The organism is Halobium salinum, from assembly GCF_026586625.1.
GTDB classification, from domain to species: Archaea; Halobacteriota; Halobacteria; order Halobacteriales; family Haloferacaceae; genus Halobium; species Halobium salinum.
Map to the genome: position 1 here is coordinate 373,639 of NZ_JAODIW010000010.1, position 19,974 is coordinate 393,612.

Sequence of the window (19,974 nt, forward strand, 5' to 3'; positions counted from 1 at the left end):
AGGGTCACCACGAACTTCCCCGACCGGCGAGCGTCCAGCCCGTATCGAGGAGCGACACGAGTCCCGGAAGACGGTGCAGGTTTCGGAGGACGGCGCGAGCTCGGAAGACGGCGTAGGTTTCGGAAGACGGGGGGCGGTCCCGAAAAGTGGCAGGGACTTCAGGGGTGACGGGGAGTCGGAAGACCGACCAGTGGTCGCTACGGCGTCGGCGGCTCTCTCAGAGCCACGGCGCCCGTGACCCGTCGGTGGAATCGTCGCGCTCCTCGGAGTCCGGCGCGTCGCCGCCGAGATAGCCGAGAGCAGTCTCTCCGCCCTCGGCATCGACGTTCTCGTCGGCATCGACGTCCTCGTCGGCATCGACGTCCTCGTCGACGTCGTCGCCGTCCGACGAACCGTCACTCGCCGCTCCCGCCACGGTCTCGGAGCTGGAGGACGACCCCTCGTCGGGCACGGAGTCGACGTCGACGCCCGCCGACCCCGGGTCGTAGGCGAACACCGCGGTGACGCCCAGCACCCCCAGCGCGATGGGGGCGTCCTTCGGGACGCCCGGGACCTGTAGCACGGAGAGCGCGAGCATGCCGAGCGCGACAGCGCTCCCGAAGCGGAACAGGTCGATGTCGACCGCACCGCGCAGGCGCGGGGCCGCGAGCGCGACCGCGAGCGCGAACAGGAGCCCGACGCCGACGGCGGCGACCGCGTTACGGACGTTGCGAATCGCCTCGGCGTCCAGCGTCGTCACGAGCTGCGCACCGCTCGGCTCGAAGCTGGCGACCAGACCGAACACGATGACGAGACCCGGGCTCGGGAGGTACTCCCCGACCTTCGCGCTCGCGGTTTTCGCGGCGATGGTCAGGATGACCAGCCCCGCGAAGCGCTGGAAGATATCGAAGCTGAGCACGCTCGCGAGCGTCTCCGCCAGCGCGGCCTCGACCGCCGCGACCGGGAGCAACACCGCTCCCAGCAGGAGCACGGCGGTCGCCTGCTCGCGAGGCGTCCCGTCCATCTCGGCGAGGATGACCGCCATCGTGGCCGAGCCGCCGAACACGAGCAGACCCGTCTCCAAGATGTCGACGGGGGAGCTCAGCGCGCCGGCGATGATGAGCGCCGGGAGAATGCCGTCGACGAGCGGGAGCCCCATCACCGTGGCCAGCAGGCGCGTGGCGCCGCCGACCTGCCGCTCCAGACGGAGCGCGACCGGATGTTGTGAGACGCTCATTCGGCCCGACGATAGCGGCCGTCACCGTCGGCCGAACGGCGATACGAGTACGACCCGTCCGACCCGGCGTGGGCTCCGATTCCGCTCTGCCGCGACCGGTTCGGTCGCGGACGGACGGACGGAGCGAGCCAGTCGGTCGCGCCGACGAAATCGCCAAACTCCGATTTGAATGTCCGCATCGCTGTAAAGAGGATGCCGTTGCCAGAGGCGGGGGTCGGCTGGCCGGCAGTACGCGATGCGATGGGACTGTCGGAGTCCATACCTCAACACAACGGCGTTCGGATATTAAACGTTGTGTGGGACGCGACCGCACGTGGCATCCAGTTCGACACCGAGAGTTTTATACTCAGCTTGGGACCGACGCGCGCTCGGGTTACCAGCCGAGGAATCGTCAGTTCGTGCGCCTCGTCGCGTGAATCTCCCGACAACGACCGTGATGGTTTCCGACGGTATCCCCGGGGACGTGCCCGATGCCCTGGCGGAGGCCGACACCGCGAGCACGCAGCTTTCGCCGACCGAGGACGACAGAATGCACGAACGCGCACAACTACTGCGTCCGGTATGCGACCCCTCGACACGTCCGTGCGTTCTCGCAAGGCTTTTTGCGACGCTACAGCGACGCACTACATGGCGAACGACGACACCACCGGTCCTTTCTCGGAGAAACTTCGCGTCCCGGAAGCGCTCACGTTCGACGACGTGCTCCTCCGTCCCAAAGAGAGCCGCGTCGAACCCGACGACGCCGACGTCTCCACGCGCGTCTCGAAGAACGTCTCGCTCACCATTCCCGTCCTCTCGGCGGCGATGGACACCGTCACGACGAGCGACATGGCCATCGGGATGGCCCGCGAGGGCGGCCTGGGCGTCCTCCACCGAAACATGGACGTTGAGACGATGGTCGAGGAACTCCGCCGCGTGAAACGCGCCGACGAACTCGTCATCCCCCGGGACGAGGTCGTCACCGCGTCGCCAGACCAGACCGTCCGCGACGTGGACGAACTGATGGAGGCCGCCGGCGTCTCCGGGGCGCCAGTCGTCGACGACGACGACGCCGTCCTCGGCATCATCTCCGGCACCGACATCCGTCCGTACCTCGAAGTCGGCGAATCCGACGAGGTCCGAGAGGCCATGACGGACAAGGTCATCACGGCCGGAGAGGACGTGACCGCCCGCGACGCCCTCGAACTGATGTACGAGCACAAGATAGAACGGGTCCCCATCGTCGACGCCGAGAGCCGACTCGTCGGGCTCGTGACGATGCAGGGCATCCTCCAGCGTCGCGAACACGAGAACGCCGCCCGCGACGAGGTGGGGCGACTTCGTGTCGGGGCCGCCGTCGGACCGTTCGAGGAGGAGCGGGCCGTCGCCGCCGACGAGGCCGGCGCGGACGTCCTGTTCATCGACTGCGCGCACGCCCACAACCTCAACGTCATGGACTCCGCGCGCGCCATCAAGGGGTCCGTCGAGTCGGACGTGGTCGTCGGCAACGTCGGCACGCGCGAGGCCGCCGAGGCCTGTGTCGACTTCGCCGACGGTATCAAGGTCGGCATCGGCCCCGGCTCCATCTGCACCACCCGCGTCGTCTCCGGGGCGGGGATGCCACAGATCACGGCGGTCGCACAGGTCGCCGACGTGGCCGCACGCGAGAACGTGCCCGTCATCGCCGACGGCGGCATCCGCTACTCCGGCGACGCCATCAAGGCCATCGCCGCCGGCGCCGACGCCGTCATGCTCGGCTCCTACTTCGCCGGCACCGACGAGGCGCCCGGCCGCGTCATCACGATGAACGGGAAGAAGTACAAACAGTACCGCGGGATGGGCTCCGTCGGCGCGATGCGCTCGGGCGGCGGCGACCGCTACCTGAAGGACGTCGACGAGGACGAAGACGAAGAGTTCGTCCCCGAGGGCGTCGAGGCCGCGACGCCGTACAAGGGGTCGCTCGCCTCCGAACTCCACCAGCTCGTCGGTGGGATGCGCTCCGGTATGGGGTACGTCGGCGCCGAATCCCTCCCCGACTTCAAGGAGCGCGCGGAGTTCGTCCGCATCTCGTCGGCGGGCCAGACGGAGGGCCACCCCCACGACGTGATGATTACCGACGAGGCGCCGAACTACAGTCCGCAGAACTGAACGCCGGTCGTGCCGGGTGTCGACTCACCGCCCCCGACGCAGCGACTCTGACCCACCCACCCCGCTCACGGACCTCGCCCTCGGACGACTCGGCCTTCGTCGGACACCCGTCTGACGGGACCCCCGACACCCGACCGGGAGCGGCCGTCGGGGTTCTTCACCAACGGTCAGCAAGAGGAATTTTCATATACCCCGAACGACCATTGCCTCCAGTGAGTGTTCCCCGAGCACCACCACACCACAGACAATGACTGACGATGCGCCGCTCGTTCTCGTCGTAGAAGACGAGCCAGACTTGGCGGATTTGTACGCCACGTGGCTCAGGAACGAGTACCGCGTCCGCACTGCCTACGGTGGTCGGGAGGCGCTCGAGAGCCTCGACGACGAGGTCAGTGTCGTGTTGCTTGACCGACGGATGCCGGACCTCTCCGGCGACGAGGTGCTGACGGCCATCCGCGAGCGCGGCATCGACTGTCGCGTCGCGATGGTGACCGCCGTCGAACCCGACTTCGACATCATCGCGATGGGGTTCGACGACTACCTCGTCAAGCCCGTCACGAAGGAGGCCCTCGGCGAGACGGTGTCGGCGCTGCTCACCCGTAGCGCCTACGACGAGGGCGTCCGCGAGATGTTCTCCCTCGCCTCCAAGAAGGCGGTGCTGGAGTCCGAGAAGGGTGGTGCGGAACTCCAGGGAAGCGAGGAGTACGGTGAACTCGACGCGCGGCTCGCAGAACTCGGCGGCGAACTGGACGAGACGGTCGGTCCGCTCGACGACCACGACTCGTTCGTCGACCTGATGCGCGACATCGAGCGCGACGAGGCGGACGACCCGTTCGACGACGTCGACGCCGACGCGGACGGTCCTGCCGGTGCCGACGCGAACAACGCCGACGCCATCGACAGCGACACGCTCGAAGCGGAAGAAGACGACGCCGAACGAGGCGACGCTCGGGACGACTGACTCCGACGTTCCCGACCGCACACCGCTCCCGGTTCCCGGCTCTCGCTTCGCTGTCCAAATCCACCGTTTCGAGCAGTAGCAGGCTCGACCCAGGTCGCCCCCACTCAGGCTCCCCCGTCCATCGGTCTCAGAGCCGACCGTCACGACCGGCGGCGCTCACCCGTGTCTCCGAAACCTATCGTCGACCGTACCCCCAGGACTCCAGCGTCTCGACCACGTCGTCCGCGTTCCGGAGTCCGACCGTGAGGAGGGCCTCCCGCACGTCGAGTGCCATCAGGTCGTCGCGGTCGAAGCGCTCGCTCAGCCGGCGTTCGAGCGTCTCGACTGCCGCGTCCGTCTCCGGGCGGACGTACACCGGGAGCGCGTCCCGGTCGGCCTTCACCGTCTGTCGTGCGAAGATGTACGGGAGCGCGTCCGCGTCGCGGCCGCCGTCGCCGTCCCGCTCGACACTGTCGCCGTCATCGGGGTCGTCGGTCACCGCCAGGTCCTCGAGCAGGTTTCCGGTTCCGTCCTCCTCCCCTCCCGCTCCGGCATCGCCCCGTCGGGCGTCGGTTCGTCCGTCCTCGGCGTTTCCGGCGTCGGTTCGTCCGTCCTCGTGCTGTCTGGCGTCGGGGTGCCCCGCGTCGTCGACCCCGTCGCTGGTGTCGACCACTCCTCCGTCGGTCCGTTCGTTCACCTGGTGTCGCCCCTCGGCCCGTCCCGACGGGGCCGCCCGGTCGTCGGCCCTCGTGGGGTGTCCATCGGCGCGTTCCGAGGTCCCCTCCGACTCCGGGTCGGCACCGGCGCGGTCCGTGTCACCTGGGTGCATCCCACGGTGGTTGCGTCCTCCCGGACATAAACCTCCGTCAGACGTCTGGCGTCGGCCGATGGACACGCTCCGATTCGCGCGAACAGTTACGCGCTCCGAACGGTTTATGACCCTACCACTCCAATCTCTGACACAGTAGTGCCTCGCCGACGTCGTCGGCGATTTCTCGGATGTCGAACCAAGAGACTGTCGAACCGGGTGGAGACGGACATCTCTCGATGGACGACCTGTTCGCCGTGCTGAAAAACGACCGCCGCCGCGAGACGGTGCGGTTCGTCGCCGGACGCGAGGGACCGACCCCGCTCGCCGACATCGCCACGCACGTCGCGGAGGGGTCGGCCTCGGAGAGCGCGAGCTATCGGAGCGCGTACGTGTCGCTCCAGCAGAGCCACCTCCCGTTGCTGGTCGAGTACGGGGTCGTCGAGTACGACCCCGAGGAGAAACTCGTCTCGCGAGGTCCGACGTTCGAATCGGTGGTCGACTACCTCGCCGAGTCGCCGACGGGCGACGACGGAGGGTGGCGCCTCGACCTCGGGGTCGCCGGGACCGGGCTGACGTTGCTGGTCGTCGACCAGTTCGGGGTGGTCGGGCTCGGGGAGACGGGTACCGTCGCCGTCGCGGTGTCGACACTCGCAGCTCTCTGTGCGCTCAACGTCGGTCGACTCCTCGGATGGGTCGACCGGTGACGGCCGAGTCCGACCGGTGGGGTAGCGGTCGAGTCCGACCGGTGGGCTGACGGTCGAATCCGAACGAGGGGATGACGGTCGAACTCGGCTCGTGGGGGTCACCGTCCGACCCGCGGGATGACCGCCCGGCTGAACCGACCGGTCAGTTCGGCGGATGACTCCGTGGACACCCTCCCGTCGCCGGAAGGCCGCCAGCCACCTCCGGGGAGTTACGTACCCTTTCCGAGGAGCTCACGCGCGACGATGTTCTTCTGGACTTCGGTCGTCCCCTCGTAAATCTGGGTAATCTTCGAGTCGCGGTAGAGCCGGCCGACGTCGAAGTCGTCGACGTAGCCGGCGCCGCCGTGAATCTGGACGGCCTCGTCGGCGCAGTCGGTGGCGACCCGCGAGGCGAACTCCTTGGCCATCGACGCCAGTGCGGTGAGGTCGTCCTCCGCGTGGTCGACGCTCCAGGCGGACTTGTACGTCAGTTGGCGGGCCGCCTCCGTCCGGGTGTGCATGTCCGCGAGCTTGTGCTGAATCGCCTGGAAGTCCGAGATGGAGCGGCCGAACTGTTCACGCTCCTCGGCGTAGGAGAGGGCGCGCTCGTTCGCGCCCTTCGCGATGCCGACCGCCTGCGCCGCCACCGACGTTCGGGTCTCGTCGAAGAACTGCATCAGTTGGAGGAAGCCCATCCCGCGCTGGCCGACGAGGTTCCCCTCCGGCACGCGCACGTCGTCGAACAGCAGTTCGGCGGTGTCGGAGGCGCGGATACCCAGCTTTCCGGTTATCTTCTCGGCGCTGAACCCGTCGCGGTCGGCCTCGACGACGATCTGCGAGAAGCCGGCGTAGCGGTCGTCCACCTCGGGGTCGGTCTCGCACATGACGACGAAGTAGTCGCCGACGCTCCCGTTGGTTATCCACATCTTGTTCCCGTTGAGCACCCACTCGTCGCCGTCCTTCTCGGCGGTCGTGTCGATGGAGGTCACGTCGGACCCGGCCTGGGGCTCGCTGATGGCGGCGCCCATCACCGACTCCCCGTCCGTGATGGGCGGGAGGAAGCGCTCCTTCTGCTCGTCGGTGCCGAACTCGAGCAGCGCCTCGGCGCCGAAGCCGGCGCTCGTGATACAGAGGCCGATGCCGGGGTCGACCGCGAACAGCTCCTCCGTGATGAGCGCCATCTCCAGTGTGGAGTAGCCGGCGCCGCCGTACTCGACGGGGAAGTGCGCCCCGGGCAGGCCCATCTCGGTCGCCTTCTCCATCACCTCGTAGGGGTACTTCTCCTCGCGGTCGTACTCGGCCGCGAGCGGGGCGATCTCGTTCTCGGCGAACCGGCGGACCTCCTCGACGACCGCGCGCTGCTCCTCGGAGAGTGCGTAGTCCATGCGCACACGTCACGAACTATCGTGATAACCGTTTTCACACTCGCGACAACGGGGACGCAGTGGTCGCGCAGCGACGAGCGCCGCCACCATCCCGTACGCTACCACACATCGCTCTGCTCACGCTCTCGGCACAGATTGCCGATTTCGGCCGCAAACCAATACTCTACCCCCGAAGCCCGATGATAAAATCCAGGGAATCAGAGAACGACGGCCAGTAAACCAGTACTTACACTTTTCGCCGACGGATGTGGCATTCAATGTCATCCGTAGAGGCGAGCAAGAACCGGTGGCTGATCGCACTGTCCGCCGTCGCGATCCACCTCTCCATCGGGAGCATTTACGCGTACAGTATCTACCAGATTCCGTTGAACGAGAGCCAGGGGTGGAGCACGTCGAGTGTCACCCTCGCGTTCTCCATCGCCGTCTTCGTCCTCGGTATCACGGCGGCGTTCCTCGGGAAGTACGTCGAGGAGTACGGTCCCCGGGTGGCCGGACTCGCCGCCGCGGTGCTGTACGGGCTCGGGATGGTCGGCTCCGGACTCAGCGTCCAACTCGGGAGCCTCCCCCTCTTTCTCGCCACCTTCGGCGTCGTCGGCGGGATGGGTATCGGTCTGGGATACATCTCCCCCATCGGCACCCTCGTCGAGTGGTTCCCCGACCGCCGCGGGATGGCGACGGGCCTCGCCGTCATGGGCTTCGGCGCCGGCGCACTGCTGACCGGTCCGCTCGGCAACTTCCTCATCCAGGGGTACGGCGTGGCGACGACGTTCTTCGCCCTCGGTGCCCTCTACTTCGTGCTGATGGCGGCCGGCGCGAGCTATCTCAAGAAACCCCCGGAGGGGTGGCTCCCGTCCGGGATGGAAGGCGAGGAGAACGCCCAGGAGAAGGCAAAGAGCGCGCTGTCGGGACTCAACAACCTCTCGGCCGTGGAGGCGCGCACCTCTCCGCGATTCTGGATGGTGTGGCTCATCATCTTCATCAACGTCTCCGCGGGCATCATGCTGCTCGCGTTCGCCTCGCCGATGCTCCAGCAGATCGCCGGCGCGAGCGCCACGACGGCCGCGTTCATCACCGGCTACATCGGTATCTTCAACGGCGGCGGTCGAATCGCCTGGTCGACGCTCTCGGACTACATCGGCCGGACGACCACCTATGCGGCGTTCATGGTCATCCAGATCGCAGCGTTCTTCGTGATGCCCGCGCTCACCGGCGTCTGGATTCTGGCCGGCGCCATCTTCCTCGTCATCACCTGTTACGGCGGCGGGTTCGCCTGCCTCCCGGCGTACCTCAGTGACCTCTTCGGCACCGAAGACGTGAGCGCGATTCACGGGTACGCTCTGACGGCGTGGAGCGTCGCCGGCGTCGCCGGTCCGCAGCTCGCGTCGTTCGTCCTCGAGTCGACGGGGAACTACACGACCGCGCTGTACGTGGTCAACGCCGCTCTCGTGGTCGGACTCGTGACGGTGCTCGTGCTCCGCTGGCGCATCGGGAAGCTTCAGGACGAGGGCGCCGCACGGGAAGCGGGCGCGGCGGCGAGCAACTGACGACTGCTGCCGACTTCGGCCCCGCTACTTCTCGGAGACCCCGGCGACTTCGCGTCGTCTCTGACGATGCCCCCAGGCGTGAGCCCGGGTGTCGACCCTGTGTCCCAGGTATCACCGGAGGAGAGACCGCTCGTTCGCCTACTCGACCGTCTCCTCGGCGCCAACATCCCCGGCGGCCGCCCTCCGAGTGCGTCCGTCGGGCGAGAGTCCGAGCCGTCGCTCGTGCTCGCGCATCGGCACCATCTTCGCGAACTTTCCGATTCCGATGGGCGGGACGTTTCGGAAAAACGTCTCGAAGGAGTCCCCGTCGACGACGTAGAGCTCCGCCCAGAACCCCAGCCCGCCGTCCGGGTCCGCCTCCTCGTTGTACCACTTCCACGCGGGAAGGTGCGACCCGTTCGGGTCGGTCGCGAACCGCTGGAGGTCCTCCAGCGACCGCCAGTACTGCATCGCGGCCCCCTTTCGGAGTCCGAGGAAAATCGGCGTGTACCCGAGGAAGCCGCTGTCCGGGTCCGCCTCCAACTCCCTGAACATCTTCGCGACCTTCCAGTTCGCCACGAGCCAGTGTGGGAGCGCCCGGAGTTTGTTGAGCCGCATCCCGTTGATGTAGATAACGAACCCGTCGTCCATCTCGGCGGCCATCCGTTCGCGGAAAATCTGAACCATCAGCCGTTCTATACGGCTCCGCGGAGCATAAGCCGGACAGTCGGGGTTGTCGCGAGGCGAGACCGACGAATCCGTATCGTCACCGACGGTTTACAGCCGTCCTGCCCACTCCTCGCGGTAGAACGTCTCGATGCGGTCCATCGCGGTCTTGAGCTGGCTCATCCCGGTCGCGTAGGAGATACGCAGGTGCCCCTCGCCGCCCTCGCCGAACACGCTCCCGGGGACGACCGCCACCTCCTGTGCCTCCAACAGTTCCTCGGCGAACTGCTCGTCGTCGCCGCCGCAGCGGGGGAACGCGTAGAACGCACCCCGTGCCTCGAAGCAGTCCATTCCCATCTCGCGGAAGCGGGAGATGACGAACCGCCTGCGGCGGTCGTACTCCCGGCGCATCGAGTCAACCTCGTCGTCACAGCTCCGGAGCGCCTCGACGGCGGCGTACTGGGCCGTCGTCGGCGCAGACAGCATGGCGTACTGGTGGATGCGGTTCATCGCGTCGGTGGCGTCGGCCGGCGCCAGCGTGTACCCCAGGCGGAGTCCCGTCATCGCGTACGCCTTCGAGAACCCGTTGATGACGACCGTCCGCTCGCGCATCCCCGGCAGGGTGGCGATGGACGTGTGCTCGCCCTCGTACGTGAGCGCGGCGTAAATCTCGTCCGAGATGACGGTGAGGTCGTGCTCCCGGGCGAAGGCGGCCACCTCCGCCAGCTCCGCCTCGCTCATCGTCGCGCCCGTCGGGTTGTTCGGGAAACAGAGGACGAGCGCGTCGGCGTCGGCGGCGCCCGCCGACTCGAGCCCCTCGCGCGTGAGCGCGAAGTCGTCCGCCTGGTGGGTCGGCACCGGAAGGGATTCGCCGCCGGCGAAGGTGATACCGGGGACGTAGGAGATGTACGCCGGTTGGGGGACGGCGACGACGTCGCCGGGGTCGACGAACGCCCGCATCGCCACGTCGACGGCCTCGCTCGCGCCGGTCGTGACGAGTATCTCGCTGTCGGGGTCGTACTCCAGGTCCCACTGCTCGACGTGGCGCGCGATGGCCTCGCGCAGTTCCGCCCGGCCCCGGTTGGAGGTGTAGGAAGTCTTCCCCCGCTCGAGCGAGTCGATGGCGGCGGTCCGTGCGGCCCACGGGGCGGAGAAGTCCGGCTCCCCCACGCCGAGCGAGACGACCTCCTCTTTCTCCTCGGCCAGTTCGAAGAACTTCCGGATGCCCGAGGGCGGCACCTGCTGGACGCGCTCGGCGGGCCTCATGGCGAGACGGAGAGGCGGTCGTCCTCGTCGCGGTCGCCGAACTCGATGCCGCCCTCTTTGTACGTATCCATCACGAAGTGAGTGATGGTCCGCGTCACCTCCGGGATGGGGGCGATCTGCTCGGCGACGAACGCCGACACGTCGTGCATCGAGTCGCCTTCGACGTCGACGGCGAAGTCGTAGTCCCCGCTCACGAGCCGAAGCGCCCGCACCTGGGGAAACTTCGCGATACGCCCCGCGATGTCCTCGTAGGAGGTCTCCCGGTCGAGGTCCACGTCGAGTTCGACTTCCGCCTGCACGTGGTGTTCGTCCACCCGACTCCAGTCGACGACCGCCTGGTACCCGCGGACCGCACCCTGGCGTTCGAGGTCGGCGATGACCTCCTCGACCGTCGCCTCGTCGGTCCCCAACTGACGGGCCAGGTCGGCCGTGTCCTCGCGGGCGTTCGTCAACAACGACTCCAACAGTTCCCGTCGTTCGTCCATACACTCCCGTGTCCACCGAGGCCGAATAGCGTTTCCCCCGCCGCAATAAACTACGGAGAGCGATACGCAATCGCCGAGTCCCAGCCCATCGATTCGGTCACCGGAGTCCCTCGGACCGTGAGTCCTTTCACTGGCGAGACCGATCGATAGACGAGTATGGGGACCGAACACGGACGGGAGCGGGGTCCAGACGCGACGCTCGCCGCCGTCCTCGAGGCGACCGGGGAGCCGACGGTGCTGTACGGCGCCGACGGACGTACCGTGTTCGTCAACGAGGCGCTGGTCGAGGCGTTCCGCGTCGAGCGCTCCCGGGTCGTCGGCCGCAGTCCGGAGGCGCTCCGGGACGCAGTCGAGCAGGAGTCCGTGACGGCCGAGCGTCCCGGTGACCGTCCGATGCTCGCGGTCGACTGCGACGGGGACCGACGGTGGTACGAACGGCGGAGTCGCCCCGTCAGGTCGGGTCGGTACGACGGTGGTACGCTGGAACGCTTCGTCGAGGTCACCGACAGTCGCCGTCGGGAGGTGGAGATTCGCGAGCTGTACGAGATTACCTCGAGTGCCGACCTCTCGTTCGACGAGAAGGTGAACCGGCTGCTCGACGTGGGTCGGGAGCGTCTCGGCCTCGACGTCGGCTTCCTCTCGCGCATCAGGGACGGACAGCTCCACGTCACCCACGCCCGAGGGTCACACGAACTGCTCCAGCCGGGGAGCGTCTCGGACCTCACCGAGACGTACTGTCGCCGGACGGTCGAGAGCGACAGCTCCCTCGTGGTGGACGACTGTCGCGACGCCGGCTGGGCGTCCGACCCGGCCTACGAGAAGTACGGCCTCGAGTGTTACGTGGGCGTGGAGCTCCAGGTGAACGGCGACCTGTACGGGACGTTCTGCTTCGCCGACCGCACCGCGAAGGACGCTACCTTCAGCGAGGCCGAGCGGACGTTCGTCGAGCTGATGGGTTCGTGGGTCGGCAACGCCCTCGAGCGGCGCCACCGCGAGCGGCAGTTGGGCGCGTTGGACGAGAACTCGCGAGCGATGCTCGAAGCGGCCGACCGGGAGGCCGTCTGTGACATCGCGGTCCGTGCGGCGGAGTCGGACCTCGACGTCCCGGTCGTCGCCGTGTCGCTACTCGACGACGACGGGGTCCTCTCCCCGGTGGCACAGACGGCCGCCGCCGCGGAGAGCCGCGAGGGGAGCCGGACGCTCCCGGGCGGCACAGACCACGAGTGGCAGGCGTTCGCCGAGAACCAGCTTCAGGTCGTCGACCTCCCCGCCGACGCCGACATCGCCAGCGGGCTCGTCGTCCCGCTCGGTCGACAGGGGGTGCTCGTCGTCGGCGCCGAGTCGCCGGACGCCTTCAGCGAGGTCGACGTCGACATCGCACGCGCGCTCGGCGCGAGCACGCAGGCGGCGCTCGACCGGACGAGTCGCGAGCGCGCCCTGCGCGAGCGAGAGGAGACCCTCGCCGAGCAGAACGAACAGCTCGAACGCCTCAACCGTGTGAACGACGTGATTCGGACCATCGACCGGTCGCTCGTCAGGGCATCGACCCGGGAGGCCGTCGAGCGCGCGGTCTGTGAGGAACTCGCCGACACCGGGCCGTACCGGGCCGCGTGGATATCCGAGTCCGGACCGCTCGACGAGGGAGCCACGCTCAGCCAGCGCACCGAGTCGGACGCGGGGTTCCTCGACGACCTCCGACACGCGAGCGACGAGCTGTCGGCGTCGTTCCCGCCGCTCGTGGCCGCCCGCAGCCGCGAGGTACAGGTCGTCGACGACGTACTGGAGGACCCGCCGCTGACGGCGTGGCGCCAACGGGCGATGCGGCGTGGCTACCGCTCGCTGGTGTCGCTCCCCCTCTCGTACGACGACACCCGATACGGCGTGTTGACGGTGTTCTCCGAGCGGCCGGGGGTGTTCGGCGACCTCGAACGGGAGGTGTTGGTCGAACTCGGTGACACCATCGCCTACGCCATCGACGCGGTCGAGCGCAAGCACGCGCTGGTCAGCGACGACGCCGTCGAGCTCGACCTGCGAGTCACCGACCCCGCGGTGCTCGGCGTTCGCCTCACTGCGGAGACCGACGCGACGCTCGCGCTGGAGAGCGTCACCGAGGGTGATGGCACCGACGGGTCGGTCGGGCTCCTCCTCTCGGTGACCGGGCCGTCGCCCGGCACCGTCGAACCGGCGCTGCGGTCGGCCCTGTTCGCCGACGACCTCTCCCTCCTGAGCGAATCCGACGGCCGACTCCTCTATCGCTGTCGGGGCGCCGACCGCTCCGTCGTCTCGACGCTCCGCGAGCACGGCGCCGTGTTGCGGTCGCTCGACGCCGTCGACGGGGTCGCGACGCTCTCGGTGGAGATTCCGTACGACGCCGACGTCCGCGCGTTCGTCGAGATGATGCGCGCGAAGTATCCGGCGACCGAGCTGGTCGCAAAGCGGCAGGTGACGCGACGGCCCCGGGCGGGCGCCGAACTCCGAACCGAGTTCGAGTCCCGGCTGACGAGCCGCCAACAGGAGGTACTCCGACTCGCGTTCTACGCCGGGGTGTTCGACGACCCGCGAACCTGCTCCATCACCGACCTCGCCGGGCGGCTGGAGGTCTCACAGCCCACCGTCAGCCGGCACCTGCGTAAGGGTCAGCGCGAACTGCTGTCGCTGGTGCTGGAGGAGTAGCGAGGGTCCGACGACGCGACGGATGGGCGGGCGCCCGTAACGAGGAGTGCGACCGCTCGGCGGATAGCTCAGTAGAGGCAGACCGTGATTCGGGGGGCTCCCCTCCTCTGTCGGCTGCCGGAATGCCGCGGTCGTCACCCAGTGGTTGTGTTGAAAGGGCTGGAACCGCGTCCGTTTCGAGGGCCGGACCGATGTTGTGGCTTGACGGTATCAGTATACGGGTACTCCGACGAAGGGTGCATCATGATGCACTCGCCGCAATCGGCCTCGGTCTTCACGTGCGCTCGTCGACACCAGTCCGTCCACGCTGGCCGACAGAGGTCGGTCGGACACACCGACGCGTGCTGTGGCGACGTGGCACGTGTCGTGCGGGCACGGGGTCGAAACGTATCGAATCGCTTTACCGGTCGGGCGCCGCCCACGGGATATGAACTACCTCCTCTGGTCGCTGGTGGCGGTGGCGGCCTACACGTTCGTCGCGCCGCTGATGAGCGTCGCTACGACCGGCGACGTGAAGATGCCGAGCGACGTGGGTGCCCTGCTCGCCAACACCATCCTCGTCGTCGCCACGGCGGGCGTCATCGTCTTCGGCAACGGGAACTTCGTGGGGTACGTCGGCGAGTACCTCACCCACCCGAAGGCACCGTACGTGTACGCCGCCGGGGTCTGTCTCGCCATCGGCATCCTCGCCTACTACCGGGCACTGGCGCTGGGACCGGTGAGCATCGTCGCTCCCGTCTTCGGGATGTTCCTCGTCACCAGCTCCGTCATCGGCATCCTCTTCCTCGACGAGGCGTTCACCGCCCGGAAGGCCCTCGGCATCGGCTTCGCGGTCGTCGCGGTGTACCTCGTCAGCGTCGAGTAGCGCGGGGGCCGCCGTCGACCTGCCGACCGCCACCGCCACCGACGAACGCTTTTGCCCGTCTCGTTCCTACGGGCGACCATGGTGCTCACCGAATCCGAGGACGACCTCGAACGCGGCGACGAGGCGCCCGACTTCGAACTCCCCGGCACCGACGGCGAGACGTACACGCTCGACTCCTTCGCCGACGACGAGGCCCTGCTGGTGGTGTTCACCTGCAACCACTGCCCGTACGCCAAGGCGAAGATGCCCCTGCTCAACGACCTCGCGGCCGAGTACGACGACGTGGCCGTCGTCGGTATCAACCCGAACGACGCCGTGGAGTACCCCGAGGACTCCTTCGAGGCCATGCAGGAGTGGGTCGGAGACGGCCGGGTCGCCTACGACGCTTACTTGCGCGACGAGTCCCAGTCCGTGGCCCAGGCGTACGGTGCGGTCTGCACGCCCGACCCGTTCCTCTTCCGGCGCGAGGACGAGGGAGCGGGCGACGGGGCCGGCGCGACCTGGACGCTCGCGTACCACGGTCGCCTCGACGACGCGCCGAACCCGGACGACGAGCCCGAGCGACTCGTGATTCGGGAGGCCATCGACGCGGTGCTCGCGGGTGAGGAGGTCACGGTCGAGGAGGTCCCCTCGCGGGGCTGTTCCATCAAGTGGACGTGACCTGCGGCCCGCCTCCGAGGCCGCGACACCTCACTCCGAGCCGTCGTACAGCGTGATGGACACCGCCCCGTACCCCTCGTAGAACGGGCGGAGGCTCCCGTCGTCGCTCCCGGTCGCGACCCGGCCGTCGGGGGTGTCGAACACCAGGCTGTTCTCGATGGGAAACTCGTTGGTCGGCTCGCCGACGAGGCTCTGTCGCACGTCGACGACCGGGACGCGCTCGTAGGTCGTCGTCTCCGACTCCTCGGCGCCGACCGCTCTGACGGTCACGTCGGCGAGGAGGTCGCGACCGGCGGCCCGGTGGAGCGCCGCGTCGGTGACGGCGGTCCGGACGTGGTCGTACGTCGCCGGCAGGGGCTCGGGGTCGGCGACGTGTCGGACCGTCCCCATCGGCCAGAAGTTGCTGACGGCGTTGCCGAAGAACGCCCCCGCGATGTCGCGCTGGGAGAACACGAGCGCGTAGGCGGTCCCGTGTCGCCCCGAGAGGATGCTGTGAGCGCCCATCACTCCGGTGTGCTCGTCGGCGACGACCGTGACGGGCGGCGTCGCGTCCCACGTCTTCACGACGGTCGCGTATCGGTCCCAGTCGGTCTCCTCGTCCCTCGCTACCGAAGACTCGACCGGCGCGACGAGTTGGAGGTAGACGGTCACCCCCCGTGCCGTCGCCTCGGCGAGCGCCTCCCGGACGTGCTCGAACTCGGTCGCCGGGAGCGTCAGCAGGACCTCCCGCCGCGCCCCCTCGACCGCCCGGACGACCCGCTTGCGGACGGTCGCGCGCGAGTGGACGACTTCGACGGTCGGCTCCCCGGCCGCCGACTCCCGAAACAGCTCCTCGACCGCCTCGCTCATCCGGTCGAGTCGCTCGTCGAACCCCGAGAGCGCCTCCTCCGGTGGCCGCGCCCGGAGCCGCGTCGGACTCGTCGTCTCGTCGACCGTGACGAGTCCCCGCGCCGCGAGTTCGGTCGCGACCTCGTACACGTACCCCTGTGACACCCCGGCGGCCCGCGACACCTCGCCCGTCGTCGCCTCGCCCGCCCGGAGGACGGCGAGGTACGTCTCGGCCTCCTTCTCGGAGAGGCCGAACGCGACGAGACCCTCGCGGAGCGCGTCTGCAGACATGGAAGAGGATTATACTACTATCTACAAAATATTTTTCCGACGGAGCGTCGTGGTCGGCGCATGGAGACGGTCACCGAGAACGAGTCGGTCCGCGAGTCCGACAGCCGCCGCTGGTGGACGCTCGCCATCTTCGGGTTCGTGGCGCTCGAAGGGGCGACGCTGCAGATTCAGGGCGCGGTGCTCCCGTCGCTCCGAGGGAGTTTCGGGGCGCCGGAGTGGCAGTTGGGGCTCGTCGCCCCCGCGATGACCGTCGGCTCGATGGTGTTCGTCGCGCTGGTCGGGGCGGTAGCCGGTCGGGTGAACACCCGTAAGCTCCTCCTGCTCGGCACCGTCGGTACCGGAATCGGCGTGTTCACCATGGGACTCGCGCCCTCTTTCGGCGTCTTCCTGGGCGTCTTGGTCCTCCGCGGCGCGTTCGCCGGCGTCGGGCGGGGGAGCGACCGACCGCTGTTGAGCCACCTCTACCCCAGCCGCCGCGGTCGGCTGTTCGGCTACTACGACATGATGTGGGCGGTCGGTGCGGCCGCCGGACCGCTCCTCGTCGCCGCCGCGCTCCGGGTCGGCGACTGGCGGCTGGCGTACTACGTGGCCGGCGCGGCCTTCCTCCCGGTCGCCCTCCTCGTCTGGTACCTCCCGGACCCGTCGGTCGGCGGCGGCGACGACCCGCTGACGCTGGGGGAACTGCGGCGCATCGGTCGGAGCCCCGCAGTGCTGGTGATGGCGGCCGGCATCCTGCTGTCGACCGGCGTCGAGGGGGGCCTGTTCACCTGGCTCACCACGTACGCGCAGGGCCGCCTCGCCGATGGGTTGGTGACGCTCTCGCTGAGCGTGCTGCTGGTCGCGTACGTCCCGGGTCGATTCCTCGCGGGCACCCTCTCGGAACGGTTCGGCTACGTGCCGCTGACGCTCGGGTTGGGGACGTGCTGTCTGCTCTCGGCCGGCTACACCTTCTTCCTCGCGTCGGGACTCGCGATTCTGCTGGGGGTGTTCTGTATCGGACTCTCGCTCTCGGGACTGTACCCGACGCTGCTGGCGTACGCGACGGAGAGCGCGCCCGAACACAGCGCCCCGGTCAACGCCCTCGGACTGGTCGTCTCCTCGGTCGGCATCGCGGGCACGCCGGCGCTCATGGGGTTCGTCGTCGACGGTTCGGGTGCCGCGGCGGCGATGCGTCTGCTTCTCCTCCCGCTCGTCGGCTTGGTCGTCGTCGCCGCAGTCGCGTGGGTCCGGGTCGGGACCGCCGACACGGCGTCGGCGACCGGATGACTCCGGTGTCCCGACTGGCTCCGAACCCCGCCCTTTTTGAGCGGGCCACCCCTCTCACCGGGCAATGAAGGAGTCGCTGATGGACATCATCGTCTGTCCCGTGGACAAACACGACCTCGAACTGGCGGTCGACGAGGAGGAGGCCGACGAGATAGTCTCCGGGACGCTGACCTGCACCGAGTGCGGCGAGACCTACCCCATCGAGGACGGCATCCCGAACCTCCTGCCCCCGGACATGCGCGACGAAGTCGAAGCCTGAACCGGTCGACACGCGTCCTGACGGCGGTCTGAGATGCTCACGACCGACGCCCTGCGGGGCTTGTATTCGGGCCCCGCCGGTCTGCGCCTTTCCTGAACCTTTTTCGTCCGGGGGAGAGAGCGGACAGGCGTGTCCGAACCGCTCTCCGTCGCGCTCAACCGCGACCGACTCCACGACATCGACGTGAGGGAGCGGTACGCAGCGGGCGGTCCGTTCGTCGTCGAACTCACGAACCACGGCGAGGCGATGCACGTCCACTTGCACCTCGACGACCGGCTCTCCGAGGTCGCCGAACTCGCCGCCAACAATCACTACGTCGAGGAGGGCGACACCGTCACCGTCGAGGTCGGCGCGAACCCCCGCTCGGAACCGCTCACCGGGAAGCTGAAGGTCGTCACCGGCTACGGCGCGCAGACGGCGTACGTCGACGTGACCGTCGAAGAGCACGCTCCGAGCAAGTCACCCATCGAGGTCGACGAGGACCTCGCCCGACCACAGCGCCGCACGCAGTCAACCAGGAACCGGAGCAGAAACAGGAACGGGAGCGGCCTCGACGGACTCCGCGAGGAGTACGCCGGCGGCACCCTCGCCGTCGCCGGGGTCGGCGTACTCCTCCTGCTCGCGCTCCTCGGCGTCGGACTGGTGGTCGACGGGGCGCTCGTCCTCGTCGCCGTCGGGATGGTCGTCGGTGCACTGCTCGTCGCCGCGGCCGTGATGTTGCGATAATCGGCTGTCGATTTCGGTGTCGGTCCGGCCGGCTCCGCCCTCGGTCTCCGACTATCGCTCGTGGAGTCGCATACGGAAGGGCCTCACTCCGCCGGTTGGTCCGTCGGTCGTCGCTACTCCACGCTCGGCGAGTCGCCGGAAGAACGGGAACGAGGCCTGCGAACCGCTACTCTCTCTCGGTCGCGACGCCCGCCAAGTTGCCGTCCTCGTCGAACAGCTTCTCGCGCAGGTATCTGGTCCGGTAGCGATTCGCGCCCTCGTACACGTCGGCCTCGCGGATTTCGTCGACTCGGTTGTCGGCGACGGCGTCGACGAGTTCCTCCAACTGCTCCTTCTCGCTCGGCGTGAGCTCGAACTCGTAGCTGTGGGACTCCTCGCGCTCGAGGGTGGTCCACTTGCGGGCGGCGGCGACGACAAGCGAACACGGCTCGCGGCACGGGAACAGGCCGTCCCCGCGAGGGACGTCTATCTCGTCGTCCTCGTCGTGGTCCCACTGCCGGCGCTTGAGACACTGGGAGTCGACACAGCAGGTGGCGGCGATGCGCTCGACCGCCTCCGCGTCGAGTTCGTCGATGACGTCGTAGATGCCGGTCTGGCGCTCCGCGGTCTCCTCCCAGTGGGTCACGTCGAGGGCCCCCTCGCGTTCGCGGTACCAGTTCGCGACGGTGGCGGGATAGAACGCGTCGACGCACTCGTAGAGGTCGCGACCGTCGAGGTCGGTGAAGGCCCAGCCGCGCTGGAGCGACGGGGCGGTCTTCAGCGGTCGGTAGCGTCCCTTCGGGTCGTACTTCGCGACCTCCCGGGCGTCGAGCGGGCTCTCGTGTACGTCGAGGTCGTCGAGTGGGGCTCCCTCGTCGTCGACGTGGCGCACCTCGTAGCGCCTGTGGCCGCGGTCGCCGACGGTCGTGCGAACCAGCAGTTGGCCCCACTCGCGGCTCGTGCCGGCGGCGAGGCGCTCGTATCGGTCCTCGACGCCGAGACCGGACTCGTCGCGCATGTCGCTCGGCGCGCCCTCGAGCCAGCGCAGGAACGCCCGCCGCGGGGTGCCGTGGCCCTCGACGACGCGCTCCCAGTAGTACCAGTTCGAGACGTACCGCGGGGCCGACTCGGCGGCCTCCCTGAACGCCTCCGCGTCGAGTTTGGTGTGCTCGCCGGCGGGCGAGCCGAACGCGTAGGCGTCGGGGTCGCGGTCGTAGTCCTCGCGGCCGTAGTGGGCGTAGAGGCCGTCGAACTGCACGCCCTCTTCCGCTGCCGATTTCAGCGCCGCGAACTGTTCGTCGTCCACCTCGGCCAGTTCGGCCATC

At 68.5% G+C, this 19,974-nt stretch carries 19 protein-coding genes; 10 read left to right on the forward strand and 9 right to left on the reverse strand.

The features are described 5' to 3' along the window. Positions 1–217: 217 nt before the first annotated feature. Together N5095_RS20510 and N5095_RS22655 are read right to left on the reverse strand one after the other, a co-directional pair. On the reverse strand, positions 218–1,216 hold the full coding sequence (locus N5095_RS20510) for a DUF5794 domain-containing protein (RefSeq protein ID WP_267625042.1): 999 nt from the start codon (positions 1,214–1,216) through the stop codon (positions 218–220). Then, positions 1,213–1,476 carry a DUF8099 family protein gene (locus tag N5095_RS22655; protein ID WP_464369007.1) on the reverse strand — a complete coding sequence of 88 codons (264 nt, stop codon included), beginning with the start codon at positions 1,474–1,476 and terminating at the stop codon, positions 1,213–1,215. The genes N5095_RS20510 and N5095_RS22655 overlap by 4 nt, the downstream gene beginning before the upstream one ends. Positions 1,477–1,843: 367 nt before the next feature. Between N5095_RS22655 and guaB the strand changes: the two genes are divergently transcribed. Together guaB and N5095_RS20520 are read left to right on the forward strand one after the other, a co-directional pair. Continuing rightward, on the forward strand, positions 1,844–3,343 hold the full coding sequence (guaB, locus tag N5095_RS20515; protein WP_267625043.1) for an IMP dehydrogenase: 1,500 nt from the start codon (positions 1,844–1,846) through the stop codon (positions 3,341–3,343). A 247-nt stretch (positions 3,344–3,590) separates the two neighbouring features. Continuing rightward, complete coding sequence (locus N5095_RS20520) at positions 3,591–4,304, forward strand: HalX domain-containing protein (protein ID WP_267625044.1); 714 nt, start codon at positions 3,591–3,593, stop codon at positions 4,302–4,304. A 175-nt stretch (positions 4,305–4,479) separates the two neighbouring features. Here the strand turns inward: N5095_RS20520 and N5095_RS20525 are convergent, their stop codons facing one another. Then, positions 4,480–5,112, reverse strand: a complete 633-nt coding sequence (locus N5095_RS20525) for a DUF7970 domain-containing protein (protein ID WP_267625045.1) — start codon at positions 5,110–5,112, stop codon at positions 4,480–4,482. A 218-nt stretch (positions 5,113–5,330) separates the two neighbouring features. On the opposite strand from N5095_RS20525, the gene N5095_RS20530 reads away from it, so the two are divergent. After that, the gene (locus tag N5095_RS20530) at positions 5,331–5,798 is read left to right on the forward strand and encodes a DUF7344 domain-containing protein (RefSeq protein WP_267625046.1); all 468 of its coding nucleotides are present in this window, start codon (positions 5,331–5,333) and stop codon (positions 5,796–5,798) included. Positions 5,799–6,007: 209 nt separating this feature from the next. On the opposite strand, the gene N5095_RS20535 is transcribed toward N5095_RS20530, so the two are convergent. Next, positions 6,008–7,162, reverse strand: coding sequence for an acyl-CoA dehydrogenase family protein (locus N5095_RS20535; RefSeq protein WP_267625047.1), 1,155 nt, complete (start codon positions 7,160–7,162; stop codon positions 6,008–6,010). 257 nt (positions 7,163–7,419) lie between these two features. Here N5095_RS20535 and N5095_RS20540 point away from each other — a divergent pair, with 257 nt between their 5' ends. Then, positions 7,420–8,706 carry an L-lactate MFS transporter gene (locus N5095_RS20540; protein WP_267625048.1) on the forward strand — a complete coding sequence of 429 codons (1,287 nt, stop codon included), beginning with the start codon at positions 7,420–7,422 and terminating at the stop codon, positions 8,704–8,706. Between the two features lie 138 nt (positions 8,707–8,844). Here the strand turns inward: N5095_RS20540 and N5095_RS20545 are convergent, their stop codons facing one another. From N5095_RS20545 to N5095_RS20555, 3 genes are all read right to left on the reverse strand, one after another. Continuing rightward, positions 8,845–9,372 (reverse strand): monooxygenase family protein, encoded by a 528-nt coding sequence (locus tag N5095_RS20545; protein WP_267625049.1) that lies wholly within the window; start codon positions 9,370–9,372, stop codon positions 8,845–8,847. Between the two features lie 90 nt (positions 9,373–9,462). Next, positions 9,463–10,617 carry an aminotransferase class I/II-fold pyridoxal phosphate-dependent enzyme gene (locus N5095_RS20550; protein ID WP_267625050.1) on the reverse strand — a complete coding sequence of 385 codons (1,155 nt, stop codon included), beginning with the start codon at positions 10,615–10,617 and terminating at the stop codon, positions 9,463–9,465. After that, positions 10,614–11,102, reverse strand: a complete 489-nt coding sequence (locus N5095_RS20555; protein WP_267625051.1) for an Lrp/AsnC family transcriptional regulator — start codon at positions 11,100–11,102, stop codon at positions 10,614–10,616. Before N5095_RS20555 ends, N5095_RS20550 begins: the two co-directional genes overlap by 4 nt. A 156-nt stretch (positions 11,103–11,258) precedes the next feature. On the opposite strand from N5095_RS20555, the gene N5095_RS20560 reads away from it, so the two are divergent. The 3 genes from N5095_RS20560 to N5095_RS20570 all read left to right on the forward strand — a co-directional run bounded on the left by N5095_RS20560 (position 11,259) and on the right by N5095_RS20570 (position 15,300). After that, positions 11,259–13,775 (forward strand): bacterio-opsin activator domain-containing protein, encoded by a 2,517-nt coding sequence (locus N5095_RS20560; RefSeq protein ID WP_267625052.1) that lies wholly within the window; start codon positions 11,259–11,261, stop codon positions 13,773–13,775. Between the two features lie 427 nt (positions 13,776–14,202). After that, positions 14,203–14,640: an EamA family transporter gene (locus N5095_RS20565; protein WP_267625053.1), complete on the forward strand. Its 438-nt coding sequence runs from the start codon at positions 14,203–14,205 to the stop codon at positions 14,638–14,640. Positions 14,641–14,718: 78 nt separating this feature from the next. Further along, positions 14,719–15,300, forward strand: coding sequence for a thioredoxin family protein (locus tag N5095_RS20570; RefSeq protein WP_267625054.1), 582 nt, complete (start codon positions 14,719–14,721; stop codon positions 15,298–15,300). A 30-nt stretch (positions 15,301–15,330) separates the two neighbouring features. Here the strand turns inward: N5095_RS20570 and N5095_RS20575 are convergent, their stop codons facing one another. Then, positions 15,331–16,419 (reverse strand): TrmB family transcriptional regulator, encoded by a 1,089-nt coding sequence (locus N5095_RS20575; protein ID WP_267625055.1) that lies wholly within the window; start codon positions 16,417–16,419, stop codon positions 15,331–15,333. A 60-nt stretch (positions 16,420–16,479) separates the two neighbouring features. Here N5095_RS20575 and N5095_RS20580 point away from each other — a divergent pair, with 60 nt between their 5' ends. The 3 genes from N5095_RS20580 to N5095_RS20590 all read left to right on the forward strand — a co-directional run bounded on the left by N5095_RS20580 (position 16,480) and on the right by N5095_RS20590 (position 18,670). Next, complete coding sequence (locus N5095_RS20580; protein ID WP_267625056.1) at positions 16,480–17,685, forward strand: MFS transporter; 1,206 nt, start codon at positions 16,480–16,482, stop codon at positions 17,683–17,685. 64 nt (positions 17,686–17,749) lie between these two features. Then, positions 17,750–17,944: a methytransferase partner Trm112 gene (locus N5095_RS20585; RefSeq protein ID WP_267625057.1), complete on the forward strand. Its 195-nt coding sequence runs from the start codon at positions 17,750–17,752 to the stop codon at positions 17,942–17,944. Positions 17,945–18,073: 129 nt separating this feature from the next. Continuing rightward, positions 18,074–18,670, forward strand: coding sequence for a DUF7524 family protein (locus N5095_RS20590; protein WP_267625058.1), 597 nt, complete (start codon positions 18,074–18,076; stop codon positions 18,668–18,670). A 166-nt stretch (positions 18,671–18,836) separates the two neighbouring features. On the opposite strand, the gene N5095_RS20595 is transcribed toward N5095_RS20590, so the two are convergent. After that, positions 18,837–19,973, reverse strand: a complete 1,137-nt coding sequence (locus N5095_RS20595; protein ID WP_267625059.1) for a DR2241 family protein — start codon at positions 19,971–19,973, stop codon at positions 18,837–18,839. Between the last annotated feature and the right edge of the window lies 1 nt (position 19,974).